This window comes from Streptosporangium sp. NPDC051023 (assembly GCF_040689595.1).
Taxonomy (GTDB): domain Bacteria; phylum Actinomycetota; class Actinomycetes; order Streptosporangiales; family Streptosporangiaceae; genus Streptosporangium.
This window is the reverse complement of sequence record NZ_JBFBCE010000149.1, coordinates 1-12,584: the sequence shown is the minus strand read 5'-3', so window position 1 is coordinate 12,584 and position 12,584 is coordinate 1. Positions and strand designations below refer to the sequence as shown.

The window sequence follows — 12,584 nt, the reverse complement described above, 5'->3', positions numbered from 1 at the left end:
CACCAACGGCTCCAACTTCGGACCCCGACGACGCACCGGCTCACCAGAAGAGTTCACACAGGATCTAACGACGGATTACCGGCGCAGGACACTAGCACAGCACCAACATCACTATCAGTACATGCCACGTTACCGAGCGGATGAGAGGAGCGCCCTCCACGGCTTCCCTGACCTCGCGGGCACCGAGGAGACAAGCACCTCTCACCAAGACACCGAGGCTCGCCTAGCCGCAGCCCACCCGGAGTGGAACATCTGGCGGTCCGACATCGGGCGCTGGTACGCCACTCTCCGCCGCCAGCTCACCAAGGCTGAGAGCGACGCGAACCGCGCCCGAACGCTAGATGCCAGCACTTCCAAGGAACTGACACAGCTGCTCACACAGCAGGAGCAGCTTGCGGCGGCAGAGGCATGACCGATGACGACCGCACCAGAGAAGCCGGATGGCTACATGCGGTGGGGCTAGGCATCCCGTTTGCGATCTTCGCGGCGATTCCAGGGGTGACCACCATCTGGATGCCATCCGACCTCGCCATATTCACTGAACCCCCTGGCTGCCGTGCCCGCAGCGACGGCAGCCAGGTGTAAGACCCCTCGGGGATGGTCGCGCAGGGCCATCCCCGAGGCGAGGGCGGGCCTCTGTCTCTCTTCGGAGGGGTAGAGCAGCCAGGGGTCCGTCCTCATTCTCCCCGGCGACACATTGCCGGGGAAGGGCCTTCACTGTGGGACCGGTGGGGGCCCGCCCTCTGATCGTCCGACAGAAGGTTGCCCCCGTGCCTACTGTCGGGCCTGGCCTCTGCCCCATGTCATCCCCGGGCAGAGGCCACCAGACTCCCCGGCTGGGAGAGGACGCAACCACTACGTCCCGGCCGGGCACGCGGGAGAGCGGGCCCCCGAGGCGCCAACCTCGGGGGCCTTCACCGTTTCCCGGCATAGCGTGGCGGCATGAGCCGCTACCTCTACTCGGTGGTCCGCTGCCTGCCCCACCCCTGGACGGGCGAGTTCGTCAACGTAGGCGTCATCGCAGGCAGCGATGACGGCGACTGGACAGTGAAGCCGATCGACCTGTCACCCCGCGCCCGGGACTTCGTCGGCGCCGCGGCCTTGGGGGTCGCGGCGGAGTTCCTGCAGCGCCTCCAGGTGGAGTGTGAGACGTCACGGCCCGGCGAAGCGTGGCTGGTGCGCCTGTACGAGGAACACCGCAACACCATCCAGCTCAGCCCTCCCATGCCCGTCCTGGCCGACGGTCCAGAAGCGGCAGCGGGCGTGATCCTGGACGATCTAGCGGTGCCAGCCGACCGGTAGAAACGCGACAAGGCGCCCCACTCCGCATGGAGTGGGGCACTTCGCTTTGTGTCGAGAAAGTGACACCAATGTCTATTTCGGCAACCTGGTTGCCTCTTCGGCTGATTACGTGTAGACAGAGGAGGTGACGGACGAGCGAAAGGTGAGTAACGAAGTGCTTGCCGACCTCATCCGCGACGCAGCCAAGCGAGTGAAAGCAGGAGAAGAAGCACGCGCCGAACGAGCCAAGCTCATAGCCGAAGCCGGCCGACGCAACCTGCCCCACAACGCGGTCGCCGAATGGGCCGACATGACCCGACAGGCAGTCTCCAAGGAGATCAAAAAGAGTCGCGAGCAAGACCCAACTGAATAGCCAGTGCGCCCCGAGCCGGTGTTACCAGCACCGACCCGGGACGACTTGATCTCGAAACCTCCACCACTACGAGGACAGGTCCCGAGACCCATGCAGGAAATTACCCTGTCTGGGCTGATCAGCGGTAGTCCAGCTGATCTTTTGCCCAGCGTTCCCACATTCCTCCCGCCCTGGGTGCCCTCATGGGCGCCCCACGCCGTGGCAGCCATCGTGCTCGCCGTCGCCATCGCCGTTGTCCTCCTCACCGTCTGGGGAGCGTGGCGAGGCGTGAAGGCCGCAGGCCGCGGCATCAAGACCAGCAACACCGCAGGCGAGGACCTCCTCACCTGGGTCGCCGCCCTCATCGCCACCGGCGTGTCCGCTCAAGGCATGTGGCGTTTCGCTGGCGACGTCCTCGGCTTCGACGGCCCGTTGCGGGTCATGCTGTTCGCGTTCATCGAAGTCGCGATGTTCACCAGCGCGGTGCGGGCCCGCCGCAACATGAGGGAGAACTACTCCGCAGGCATCGACGGCCTGGCCGTGTGGGCGCTCACCTGCCTGTCCGCAGTCCTGTCATCCATGGACGCCCGTAGCCTGCCGGAGGCTGTCTTCCGTCTCTCGGCTCCCCTCGTGGCCGCTTGGCTGTGGGAGCGGGGCATGGCGATCCAGCGGCACCGGGCGACCGGCCGTAAGCGCATCAACTGGCGGCTCACCCCTGAGCGGATGCTGGTCCGCGTCGGGCTGGCCGAGGTCAGCGACCGTACCGCGAGCGAAGTGGACGCCCACCGGCGCCTGAAGCGGGTGGGGCTGGCCGCCAAACGGCTCTACCAGCTCCGCCAGACAGGCGCCTCTGCCCGCAAGATCCAGGCTGCTGTCGCCAAGCGGGACCGCACCCTGGACCGGGCAGTGGAGCACACCAACCTGGCCCAGGACGAGGCAACCCAGAAGGCCCTGCTGGACATCGTGTCCGCCTACGGCGGCGGCGACAGCCTGTCGACCGTCCTGGAGAACGCGGTTGCTCCTTGGAGCGACCTCGACCACCCCGCCCTCGTGAAGCCCCGCCAGCCCGGCACCATGCCGCCCGGCGCCGAGGCGGTCCAGGCCGCGCTCGCCCAGTGGACGCGAGAGACCGTCCGCGACCCCGGGCTCCTGCTCGACGTCCAGGACGCGTCCAACTCCGCGACCACACCGGCGACCACTTCCCTGCCCGTCATGCCCGCCCCTCAGCGCCGCGTTTTCCTCTCCCCCGGCGACCCGCGTCCAACCGGACGCTTGGTTCCTTTTGTCACCTGGACGCGTCCAGAAGTCCACCCCTTCGAAGGGGAGCTCCTACTGCCTCCGATGGACGCGGAGGTGGACGCTGAAATGGACGCGACCAACGACGTGGACGGCGAGTGGACGCGTCCAGACGGCGACCAGGACGCCGACCGTCCTGAACCCACTGAGCAGGACAAACGCCGTGTCGCCCGCTGGTGGGCCGGACGCGTCGAAAAGGGCGAGTACTTGTCCAAGTGGGCCCTCGCCGAACGCTCCGGATTCAAGCCGACCTGGTGCGGCGACCGCATCACCGAGGGCAAGGAAATCCTCGCTGCCAAGGGGTGGAACTTCGACGACCGCGGGCGCCCTGTGAAGCCTGCCCCGGCGATCGAAGTGGACGCCGAACTGGTCGCGTCCACCGCTTCTCTCAACGGCTCCAAGCCGTCCGCCTGAGCACCGCTCCGCTTAGCTGCGCATCCCTCCAGTCCGGCTATGAGGCACTCCAGGTGTGAGCCCTGGGCGGACACGCGCCACGCGCTACCCCGCCCGGCCACACCAGTCGGGCTGGTGCCCCCGCCCCCGAAGGAGATCGACATGCCCAAGAACGAGCGCCCCCCGCTCACCAACGAAGCACTCGCCGCCCTCGCTGAAGTGGCAGCCCAGTTCCTGATTGCCCAGACCGACGGCGACAAGACCGGAGCCCAGGCCTTGCTCAACAAAGCGACAGTCATCCGGGACAACCCCAACTCCCGCCAGAAGTAACCCAGTCCAGATCTACCGAACAGGAGGAGGCGTGATGGGGCTGCTCGACTGGCTGCGCAGCGACCCAGCCATGGCCGACCTGCTGGAGCCGCTCGACATCCGCCAGCAAGGGCGTGTGGCCCGCCGCCTACACGACAGCAACTCGGTCGCCCGCGCCGAGCTCGACGCCCTGGCGCTGGAGGCCGAAACCACTTGGATCCACGACGCGGTTAGCGCCGTGGAGTACCGGCGCCGCGTGGCCGACATCATCCGCAGACACAAGGGGTTGGCATGACCGGGTGGTGGTACCGGGCGGTCGAGTACGCCGCGGTTACGGCTCTCGTGCTCACCGCGTTGATCGTGGCGTTCGCCGCGAACGACTCCTCCACTCTCAAGGGGCGCCTGTGGTCGGTGCGCCGCGCCTGGTGGTGGGCCGCCACCGACGCCCGCACCACCCGCACCCTCCGCGGCGCCACCATCACCTGCACATCCACCAAGGCCACTGCGCTGCGCCTCATCCAGTACACGATCGGAGATCTGTAAATGGCCGACCTCGCCGGGCTCGTTCACGAGTTCGAAGCCTCCGGGCCGATCGCCAACCACGCGGCGCACCAGGCCTACCTCGATAACGCCGAGCAACTGCTGGAGCGGGCAGCACTGATGATCCGCGTGGACGCCGAAATGGCCTCCACCTGGCTGCGGACTCGGCGCCCCAAGAAAGGACGCCGCCTGCCCTGGAGCGAGCGGCTACGCCTGTCCCGGCGCACCCGAGCTCATGGCCGACATGCCGGAGATGCACTGGTCGAGGCGGCCAAAGCGATCCGTAAATGGCGGGTCGTGCACCAGAAGTTCATCGACAAGGAGAAGAAAGCAAGGCAGGGCAATGGCTGACAAGAAGACGATGCAGCAGGTAGCCGCCGAACTTGAGGCCGCGCACTTCACGACGGGCCATCCGGCGTACCGCGCCCACCTGGAGCACTGGCGGACGCTGCTGTGCGAGATGGCGTTGACCTTGGCTGAGGATTCAGCGCAGACCAGCCGGTGGCTTCGGGTCCGCAGGCCCCGCGTGGGAGCAGCCAGCTGGGCTGACCGGTTCTTCCTCAGCATCCGGTTGCGGGGGCACGGCAAGAACGCCGCTGACGCCGTCCTGGAGGCCGCGAAGGACCTCATCCGGATGGCTGCAGTGCATCAGGAGTACACGCTGCTGGAGGCATCCAAGGCGACTGACGGCAAGCCCGCCAGCCGGTCGGGCCGGTACCGGACGGAGGATGTGTGATGGCCCGCCGTGTCCATGAACCCGAGGTGATGGCGCATGTGGGTGGCGGCTGGTGGCTGGTGCACGGCTTGCCGCTGCTCGCGCCGGGCATCGGCTGCCTGATCTGGGGCGTCCTGGTGCACCTCGCGCACCTGGCATGGGGCGGTGACCCGTTCGTCACCCCTGTCCTGGCGTTGCTGTTTTTCATCCTGGGAACGGCGGTCACCTACTACGGGTGGATGTCCTCCGGCAACCGCCGCGCCCTAAGGATCGCCGTAGCCGTCAGCGGGGCCGTCGCGACTGGCGCCCTGGTGTTTGGCCTGATCTTCGGCCTGTTGCAGGGGTGGCTGATCTCCCTGTACATGATCTGCTCGATCGTGGTGTGGATCCTGTGGGGCATCTGGCGGTCCAGCAAGTACGCCGGAGCCAACAGCCACGACGGCGAGGCGACTCCCCTGTTGGAAGCGGTCAAGAACGCACAGATCAGCTTCTCGCAGCCCACCGTGGACGAGCGCGGCGTCGTGCGGGCAAAGGTCCACACCAAGCCGGGCGGAACGTTGGACGATGCGCGGGCTCTGGTGCCAATGCTGTCCTCCGCCGCCCGCGCGGTGCCCGGAGGAGCGCACCTGAGCGCTCACCCCGACAGGGACGGCGTGGCCACGCTGGAGATCCCGACCCGCGACAACCTCAAAGAGCGCCTGGCATGGCCGGGGGTGGCCGACCTGCTCGGCTCCCTGCCCACAGAGGCGTTTCCGGTCGCCGAATACCAGTCCGGCCCGTGCCGGGTGCGACTGGTCGGCGACTTCGACAAGGACCGGGGCGCCGAAGACATCAAGCACGTGAAGATCGGCGGCGTCACCCGATCGGGTAAGTCCACCGGTGCGCTGGTGATCCTGGCGTCGCTTCTGGTCAAACGGCGACTGAACGTCATCGGGGTTGACCTGACCAAGGAGATGCAAACGTTCGGGCCGGTCGCACACGGCCTGACGTGGGTCATCACCGATGTCGACGAGGCGCGGCTGTTCATGGCCCGCCTGCCGAAGGTCATCGAGGGCCGCACCGCACAGCTGGCCAAGGAGGGACTGCGCCGCTGGTCGCTGCGTTCCAGCCTGAACCTGACGGTCATCTGGCTGGAGGAGTCCAAGGAGTTCCGCCGCTTTCAGGCCCAGTACGAGAAGGTCGTCGCTGACGCCGGTTCGGCGGGGATCATCTTCGTCTCCTCCACCCAGGACTGGATCTACCGGCAGGTGTCCACCTCGGTCCGTAAAAACCACGGCGCCGGCATCTGCTTCGGCGTAGAGGAGGCCGAGGACGCCTCGTATGTCCTGCCGGACCGGGCGATCGCGGCGCTCGGCAAGAACGGCATGCCGACCTGGGGATCAACCCGGCCTGGCTACTGCTACATCGCCGGGCTCGGCATCCCGGAGAGCAAGTGGGCGCGGATGGCCCGCTTCTACGACCCGCTGGACGAGCAGCTGATCGAGGCGGTCGAGCTGGGGGCGCCGTACCGCGACCCCGTGGACGACATCACCGCAGCCTTGTTCGGCGAGTTGTTCACCCGCCGGACTGTGTACCGGACCGCCCAGTGGGGCCAGCCTGCCGAGACGCCCGCCCCGCCGCGGGTCATCGATGCGGCGGTCCCGTCGCATCGGGCCCGGCCACAGCACGCCACCACCGCTGATGAGGATGAGGCTCCGCTGGAGCAGGAGGAGGCCGAAGCAATGGCCGAGGAAGAGAACGAACAAGATCGTCAAGAGATGTTCGGACGCCTGGACGATGCTCGCCGCCGCGAGCTCGGCGCTGACGCCACCCCCGCCGACTTCGCTGACGTCGACCCCGACGAGGAGATCGATGCCGACGTCGAGGACACCGGCGAGGAGGACGACGAGGAGGACTCCACTCCTCTCCTCTCCCCCGCCGAGGCTCAGCGCGTCTGGGATGAGCTGCTGGATGAGTTGTACCGGTCCGGGGCGCGCCGGGTGGAGACCAGCCAGCTGACCGAGTGGCTCGGCGACGTGAAGCGCGAGCGCCCGTTCCTGTACCGGCAGACCGATCGGTGGGAGGCGCGGGGCTTCATCGCCCGCCGGCCGAACGCCGACGGGTGGGATCTGATCGGCTCCCCGCTGGAGCGCGCGCACGTGTGAGAGGTCTGCCCGGCCCGCCTCACGGATTGTGAGCGGGCCGGGCGGACAGCGGACGTCGGCGTTCGGGGCGCTCTTTCTCTATAGGGCGGGGGAGGGTGTCCGTAAGGGTCGAACATGGCCCGGACACCTTACGAACAAGCCCCGGACAAGATCACCGGACATGCCGGACATCGACGCAGAGTAACCGAACAAGATCGTCGGACACGCCGGACGCCCATCGGACACGCTCCGAACAACAGCGGACGCCCACCGGACATCACCCAACGCTTCCGAACACGCACGATCCGCACCCGGACAGGGTGTGACCGCCCCCCGGCCACCTTCCAGGAGACCCCATGCCAACCGGCATCCACAGCCGAACCCTCGGCCTCCAGCGCCTCGCCGACGCAGAGGAGGCCGCAGGCCGCCCCAACGCCGCCCGCCTGGTCCGCATCGTCGCCGAAGCAGAAGACCTCCTCCACGACCCCGAAAGCGCCCCCATGGACCCCGCATGGGATGACGACGACTGGTGGAGACTGGCCGGCGCCCACGACCGCACCCACCGCGCCGAGATCCTCCGCACCCTCCACCACACCTGGGCCGTGCCGCAGTTCGGTCCGGAGGAGGCGGCGGTCCTGCTGCGCCTGGCCGACGACGAGCAGGCCGCCTCGCCCACCTCCAAGGAAGACGAGAAGCCACAGAAGATCCCAGAGCGCAGCGAAGACGACACCGCCGTCGAGAGTGAGGCCCCGCCGCCAAACCCTGCCGCCTCGTCGCGCGCCCTCATTCCTGCCTGGGCGACCTACCCGTTAGGCGGCATAACCGGCCTGGCCCTGGCCACCGTGGTGGCGGTAGTCCCCAACTACGACCTCAAGGTGCTTTCCGGCCTGCTGCTGATCGTCCTCGTGCTCGTCATGGCTGCCGCGACTCACCACCGCGGAGGCGGGTGGTGAACGCCAAACGCCGCCCTGGGCGGCGCCCTGCCGCCCGCCCAGCCAGCCGACCAACTCGACCTGCCCGCTCCGCCCGCAAAGACGACTCCTTGGAGAAGCTGCTGCGCGCAGCATGGCGCGGGCTCCACCATGTGGCCCGTGGCTGCGGTCTCGTTATCCGCGCAGCGACCGGCGGCCCCGCCGAGGTATCAGAGGCTGCCCGCCGCGACGGCACGGCCCTGGCCCTCGTCGCTACCGCGGTCACCCTGTTCGTCCTGCACAGTCAGGAGCCGGTGCGTGTCCTGATCGGCGGCCTCGTCTGGCTGTTCCCGATCGCATGGCTGCTGTGGCTCGGGGTGCGGCTGTGGCGCCGCCCCGACCAGCACGCCGTAACCATGCGCCGCGGCACCGGCCTGGCCCTCACCACGATGGCCACAGCCGGAATCGTCCACCTCCTGTTCGGCGTCCCGACTCCTGACGCCTGGGAGGCCATCGCTTCCAGTGGCGGGCTGCTCGGCCTGGCCTTCTCGTGGCCAGCGCTGTACCTGCCGGGCCTGCTGGTGGTGGCCATGCTGATCGCGCTGGGCGGCTACGGGCTGAGGCTCTCGGTTGATGTGCGGCGCCTGCGCCTGCCGGAGCGGCTGCCGAACCTGCCCCGGTATCGAGTCGACGACGAGAACGACCCGCCAGCCGAGGACGACGAGGTCGAAGAGGAGCAGGACGGGCTCCTCCAGGAGGACGCTCCTGCGGTGGAGGTCCCCGCGCAGCGGCAGCCCACACCTGAGAGTGCTCAGCCCACCACGGCTGCCCAGGCCGACACCTACGCCCCGCCCGGCGCTGCAGGCTTGAAGGTTGGCAGCGTACCCAAGCCACAGACCAAGGCCAATGAGGTCGTGGTCGCCGCGATCGGCACGGTGCTGGAGCAGTTCGGCATCGATGCGAAGGTGACTGGCTATACCCGAGGCCCCACGGTGACGCGCTACGAGATCGAGCTCGGCCCTGCCACGAAGGTCGAGAAGGTCACTGCGCTGACCAGGAACATCGCCTACGCCGTCAAGTCGGCCGATGTGCGGATCCTCAGCCCGATCCCCGGCAAGTCGGCGATCGGCGTGGAGATCCCGAACACCGACAAGGACCTCGTGTCGCTGGGTGACATCCTGCGCTCGCAGGTGGCCCAGGCCGACCACCACCCGATGGTCGTCGGGCTGGGCAAGGACGTCGAAGGCAAGGTCATCATCGCCAACCTCGCGAAGATGCCGCACCTGCTGATCGCCGGAGCCACCGGGGCCGGCAAGTCCGTGTGCGTCAACGGCCTGATCTCCTCGATCCTCACCCGCGCCACACCGGACGAGGTGCGGATGGTGCTGGTCGACCCCAAGCGGGTCGAGCTGAGCGTCTACGAGGGCATCCCGCACCTCATCACGCCGATCATCACCAATCCCAAGAAGGCCGCAGAGGCCCTGGAGTGGGTGGTCGGCGAGATGGACCGTCGCTACGACGACCTCGCGGCCAGCGGTTTCCGCCATGTCGACGACTTCAACAAGGCGGTGCGCGCGGGCAAGCTCGTGCCGCCGCCCGGCAGTGAGCGTGTCTACCAGCCCTATCCGTACCTTCTGGTGATCGTGGACGAGCTGGCCGACCTGATGATGGTCGCCCCGCGCGACGTCGAGGACTCCATCGTCCGCATCACCCAGCTCGCCCGCGCCGCGGGCATCCACCTGGTCATCGCCACCCAGCGGCCGAGCGTCGACGTGGTCACCGGCCTGATCAAGGCCAACGTGCCCTCCCGCCTGGCGTTCGCCACCTCCTCCTTGACCGACTCCAGGGTGGTGCTCGACCGGCCCGGCGCCGAGAAGCTCGTCGGCCAGGGCGACGCGCTGTTCGCCCCGATGGGTGCCAGCGAGCCGGTCCGCCTGCAGAACGCTTACGTCTCCGAGAAGGAGATCCTGGCCATCGTGGCGCACTGCAAGAAGCAGGGCCGCCCCGACGAGCAGCAACCCGAGCTGGATGCGCCACGCCCCAAGAAGAAGCAGAGCGAGGAGATCGGCGAGGACCTCGACCTGCTGGTCCAGGCGGCAGAGCTGATCGTGACCACCCAGTTCGGCTCGACCTCGATGCTCCAGCGCAAGCTGCGGGTCGGTTTCGCCAAGGCGGGCCGCCTGATGGACCTGCTGGAGAGCAGGAACGTCGTCGGGCCGAGCGAAGGGTCAAAGGCCCGCGAGGTGATGGTCAAACCGGACGAACTTCCCGGGCTTCTGGCCGACCTTCGCGGCGAGGTAAATGCGTGAGCGAGCAGGTGCTCACCGGTCAAGTCCTCGAGCGTGCTCCGGATCTCGAGGTCGCACTTCCCGGCCTCGAGCAGGATCTGATCTCCCGCCTGACCATCGGCTGGCTGTGGTCGTTCAGCTCGTCGCACACACGGCGGGCCTACGAGCGGAACCTGCGGGAGTGGTTGGAGTTTTGCTCCGCTCGAGGACAGGACCCGCTGACCGTCACCCGCGGGCACGGCAACATCTATGCGCGCATGCTCGAGCAAGGCGATCCGCCACCATCGCCGAAGACGGTGAGTCAGAAACTCGCCGCGGTCTCGAGCTGGTACACCTACCTGGCGCTCGAGGATGCGATCCCGGCGAACAAGTTCGGTGGGGCCTCGAGGCCGAAGGTGGAGCGGGGCCACACCGAAACGGCGGGTCTCGAGAAGTCCGAGGCGCTGGCGTTGGTCGCTGCTGCCGACGCTGGCAGTGGCCGGGCGAAGCTGCGCACCGCGGCGATGGTTCGGTTCATGTTGTCGATGGGGCCCCGTGTGGCGGAGGTCTCGAGCATCACGGTCGGGTCGCTGGGGTTCGAGCGCGGGTTCCGTACGGCGCGGATCGTCGGCAAGGGGCAGAAGGTTCGGATCCGGAGCATGACGGTCGCGACGATGCTGGCGTTGGACGCCTACCTCGAGGACCGGCTCGCGCGGTCCGGGGCGGGGATGCTTGAGCCGTCGGCTCCGTTGTTCGCGACCTCGAGCGGGCGGCCAGTTCCGACTCGCTACATTTTCGATCTTGTTCGGCGGGTCGCCCGGGAAGCAGGCCTGGAATATCCGGATCGCGTCACTCCGCATGCTCTTCGGCACACCTTCGCCACTTTGGGTTCGGAGGAGGGTGCATCCCTTGATGAGCTTCAAGAAGCCTTAGGTCACGCTTCGCCCGAAACGACCAAGATTTACATCCACGCGAGGAATCGCCTCGAACGGGATCCTTCGCAGCGCGTTGGGCTGATCCTCGGATGAGGTGGCCGATAACTCGGATTATCAGCCTGTCTACGCGATCTTGGATCAGAGGTCCACCGAACCACATTCGGCACATGCACCCGCAACCATCAACACAGAGATAGGTCGATTACCAAGTAGTCCGCAGAGGAGATATCCGCATGAGGATCAGGCGGATAGCCAAGAAGATCAACACCATCGGCACTCCGGTGTCCATCGACGGCGACGGCATCATGCGAGCCGCCGACGGCGAAATCCTCACCCAGGTCGGCATCGTCCAGACCGTCACCGACATCGACGACGAGTAGCCGAAATCCGAGCGGGCGCGCACCAGCGTGGCCACTTCCGCCAAGAACCGTCCACGCGGTTCGCGCCCGCACCCCATCCGATCAAGAACGGAGCACCCCCATCATGGCTGACGTAGTAATCACCAGCTTCGGCTACGGCCACGCGCCCGCACCGGAGGCAGACCTGACTATCGATGCTCGACGCCACCTGAGGAACCCGCACGCAGATCCGCGCATGCGAGAGCTGACGGGTCTGGATGCCATCGTGCGAGACCACGTGCTGGCCACCCCTGGAGCGCAGCAACTGATCCGCCACGCCGCCGCGACCGCGAAGGACCTGCTGGCGGTAGCGCGTCAGCACCCCGTGACGGTGGCCGTGGGATGCGTCGGCGGTCGTCACCGCAGCACCGCAATAGCCTGCGAAATCAGCGAGGCCCTCCGCGGCCAGGGCATCGCGGTCGTGGTCGAGCACCGGGACGTAGCCAAGCCGGTCATTCAGAAGTAGGCCCAAAGCCGCACCCCGTCCTGCGTGCTGGAGACGGGGGCGCTTCTCGACCCGGCAGGCTGTCGCCGACCCGCCACACGCTCCCAGCACCAGCGCTCGTCGAAGCCCCCACCACGCCCGCCCTCCCCGCCGCGGCGGGCGTGGACAGCACCGCAGACCTCACCACCCTCACCAGCGCCCACTGCGGCGCCTGACCGAAGGAGAAGAACATGGCGAACGACAAGCCGAAGCCGAAGAGGAGCGGGATAGAGAACCTGGCCGCGGCCCTGGCGAAGGCACTCACCCCCAAGGACACCTACCCCGACAAGCCGCGCCGGATCGGGGTACACGAACTGGAGGACGACAAGTGAGCATCACCGATCACCGTCCTCCTACGGACGCCTGGACCGGCCTGTCCATCGCCGCCGCGGCGCTCCTACTTGGCGCATTCGTCGCCCTCGTGCTCGGCACCGGCGCGCTCCTGCTCCTGGCCGCCATCCTGGCCTGGCGCCTGTCCTGACCACCCCCGGCGGGCTGTCACCAGCCCGCCGTACGCTCACCCCCCGAGAACTGGCAGAAACCTGACAAATTCCCAGGCCACGGGGCAGAACACTCCGTC

17 protein-coding genes are annotated in these 12,584 nt (G+C 67.7%); all 17 read left to right on the top strand.

The window, feature by feature from the left end:
• Positions 1-412: hypothetical protein (locus tag AB0395_RS46275; RefSeq protein WP_366294145.1), on the top strand; the 412-nt coding region annotated here is incomplete at its 5' end.
• Positions 413-942: 530 nt separating this feature from the next.
• Positions 943-1,302, top strand: coding sequence for a DUF3037 domain-containing protein (locus AB0395_RS46270; RefSeq protein ID WP_366294143.1), 360 nt, complete (start codon positions 943-945; stop codon positions 1,300-1,302).
• Positions 1,303-1,426: 124 nt separating this feature from the next.
• Positions 1,427-1,654 carry a hypothetical protein gene (locus AB0395_RS46265; protein ID WP_366294141.1) on the top strand — a complete coding sequence of 76 codons (228 nt, stop codon included), beginning with the start codon at positions 1,427-1,429 and terminating at the stop codon, positions 1,652-1,654.
• A 198-nt stretch (positions 1,655-1,852) separates the two neighbouring features.
• Positions 1,853-3,343 carry a hypothetical protein gene (locus AB0395_RS46260; RefSeq protein WP_366294140.1) on the top strand — a complete coding sequence of 497 codons (1,491 nt, stop codon included), beginning with the start codon at positions 1,853-1,855 and terminating at the stop codon, positions 3,341-3,343.
• Between the two features lie 141 nt (positions 3,344-3,484).
• The gene (locus tag AB0395_RS46255; RefSeq protein ID WP_366294137.1) at positions 3,485-3,652 is read left to right on the top strand and encodes a hypothetical protein; all 168 of its coding nucleotides are present in this window, start codon (positions 3,485-3,487) and stop codon (positions 3,650-3,652) included.
• Positions 3,653-3,686: 34 nt separating this feature from the next.
• On the top strand, positions 3,687-3,926 hold the full coding sequence (locus tag AB0395_RS46250) for a hypothetical protein (RefSeq protein WP_366294134.1): 240 nt from the start codon (positions 3,687-3,689) through the stop codon (positions 3,924-3,926).
• A complete protein-coding gene (locus AB0395_RS46245; RefSeq protein ID WP_366294132.1) occupies positions 3,923-4,174 on the top strand; it encodes a hypothetical protein in 252 nt (83 codons plus the stop codon). The genes AB0395_RS46250 and AB0395_RS46245 overlap by 4 nt, the downstream gene beginning before the upstream one ends.
• Positions 4,175-4,522 (top strand): hypothetical protein, encoded by a 348-nt coding sequence (locus AB0395_RS46240; protein ID WP_366294130.1) that lies wholly within the window; start codon positions 4,175-4,177, stop codon positions 4,520-4,522.
• Positions 4,515-4,907 (top strand): hypothetical protein, encoded by a 393-nt coding sequence (locus AB0395_RS46235; protein WP_366294128.1) that lies wholly within the window; start codon positions 4,515-4,517, stop codon positions 4,905-4,907. Before AB0395_RS46240 ends, AB0395_RS46235 begins: the two co-directional genes overlap by 8 nt.
• Positions 4,907-7,030 carry an FtsK/SpoIIIE domain-containing protein gene (locus tag AB0395_RS46230; protein WP_366294125.1) on the top strand — a complete coding sequence of 708 codons (2,124 nt, stop codon included), beginning with the start codon at positions 4,907-4,909 and terminating at the stop codon, positions 7,028-7,030. The genes AB0395_RS46235 and AB0395_RS46230 overlap by 1 nt, the downstream gene beginning before the upstream one ends.
• A gap of 335 nt (positions 7,031-7,365) precedes the next feature.
• A complete protein-coding gene (locus AB0395_RS46225) occupies positions 7,366-7,962 on the top strand; it encodes a hypothetical protein (RefSeq protein WP_366294122.1) in 597 nt (198 codons plus the stop codon).
• Positions 7,963-8,051: 89 nt separating this feature from the next.
• Positions 8,052-10,229 carry a DNA translocase FtsK gene (locus tag AB0395_RS46220; protein WP_366294119.1) on the top strand — a complete coding sequence of 726 codons (2,178 nt, stop codon included), beginning with the start codon at positions 8,052-8,054 and terminating at the stop codon, positions 10,227-10,229.
• Positions 10,226-11,215, top strand: coding sequence for a tyrosine-type recombinase/integrase (locus AB0395_RS46215; protein ID WP_366294116.1), 990 nt, complete (start codon positions 10,226-10,228; stop codon positions 11,213-11,215). The genes AB0395_RS46220 and AB0395_RS46215 overlap by 4 nt, the downstream gene beginning before the upstream one ends.
• A 140-nt stretch (positions 11,216-11,355) precedes the next feature.
• On the top strand, positions 11,356-11,502 hold the full coding sequence (locus AB0395_RS46210; RefSeq protein WP_366294113.1) for a hypothetical protein: 147 nt from the start codon (positions 11,356-11,358) through the stop codon (positions 11,500-11,502).
• Positions 11,503-11,605: 103 nt separating this feature from the next.
• Positions 11,606-11,986, top strand: coding sequence for an RNase adapter RapZ (locus AB0395_RS46205; RefSeq protein ID WP_366294110.1), 381 nt, complete (start codon positions 11,606-11,608; stop codon positions 11,984-11,986).
• Between the two features lie 209 nt (positions 11,987-12,195).
• A complete protein-coding gene (locus AB0395_RS46200) occupies positions 12,196-12,336 on the top strand; it encodes a hypothetical protein (RefSeq protein ID WP_366294107.1) in 141 nt (46 codons plus the stop codon).
• Positions 12,333-12,485 carry a hypothetical protein gene (locus tag AB0395_RS46195; protein ID WP_366294105.1) on the top strand — a complete coding sequence of 51 codons (153 nt, stop codon included), beginning with the start codon at positions 12,333-12,335 and terminating at the stop codon, positions 12,483-12,485. Before AB0395_RS46200 ends, AB0395_RS46195 begins: the two co-directional genes overlap by 4 nt.
• Positions 12,486-12,584: the final 99 nt, after the last annotated feature.

Bases quoted from the DNA above. Each gene is read 5' to 3' on its own strand.
- AB0395_RS46270 (WP_366294143.1), top strand. From the start codon at position 943: ATGAGCCGCTACCTCTACTCGGTGGTCCGCTGCCTGCCCCACCCCTGG.
- AB0395_RS46245 (WP_366294132.1), top strand. From the start codon at position 3,923: ATGACCGGGTGGTGGTACCGGGCGGTCGAGTACGCCGCGGTTACGGCT.
- AB0395_RS46230 (WP_366294125.1), top strand. From the start codon at position 4,907: ATGGCCCGCCGTGTCCATGAACCCGAGGTGATGGCGCATGTGGGTGGC.
- AB0395_RS46235 (WP_366294128.1), top strand. From the start codon at position 4,515: ATGGCTGACAAGAAGACGATGCAGCAGGTAGCCGCCGAACTTGAGGCC.
- AB0395_RS46210 (WP_366294113.1), top strand. From the start codon at position 11,356: ATGAGGATCAGGCGGATAGCCAAGAAGATCAACACCATCGGCACTCCG.
- AB0395_RS46255 (WP_366294137.1), top strand. From the start codon at position 3,485: ATGCCCAAGAACGAGCGCCCCCCGCTCACCAACGAAGCACTCGCCGCC.
- AB0395_RS46205 (WP_366294110.1), top strand. From the start codon at position 11,606: ATGGCTGACGTAGTAATCACCAGCTTCGGCTACGGCCACGCGCCCGCA.
- AB0395_RS46200 (WP_366294107.1), top strand. From the start codon at position 12,196: ATGGCGAACGACAAGCCGAAGCCGAAGAGGAGCGGGATAGAGAACCTG.
- AB0395_RS46250 (WP_366294134.1), top strand. From the start codon at position 3,687: ATGGGGCTGCTCGACTGGCTGCGCAGCGACCCAGCCATGGCCGACCTG.
- AB0395_RS46225 (WP_366294122.1), top strand. From the start codon at position 7,366: ATGCCAACCGGCATCCACAGCCGAACCCTCGGCCTCCAGCGCCTCGCC.
- AB0395_RS46240 (WP_366294130.1), top strand. From the start codon at position 4,175: ATGGCCGACCTCGCCGGGCTCGTTCACGAGTTCGAAGCCTCCGGGCCG.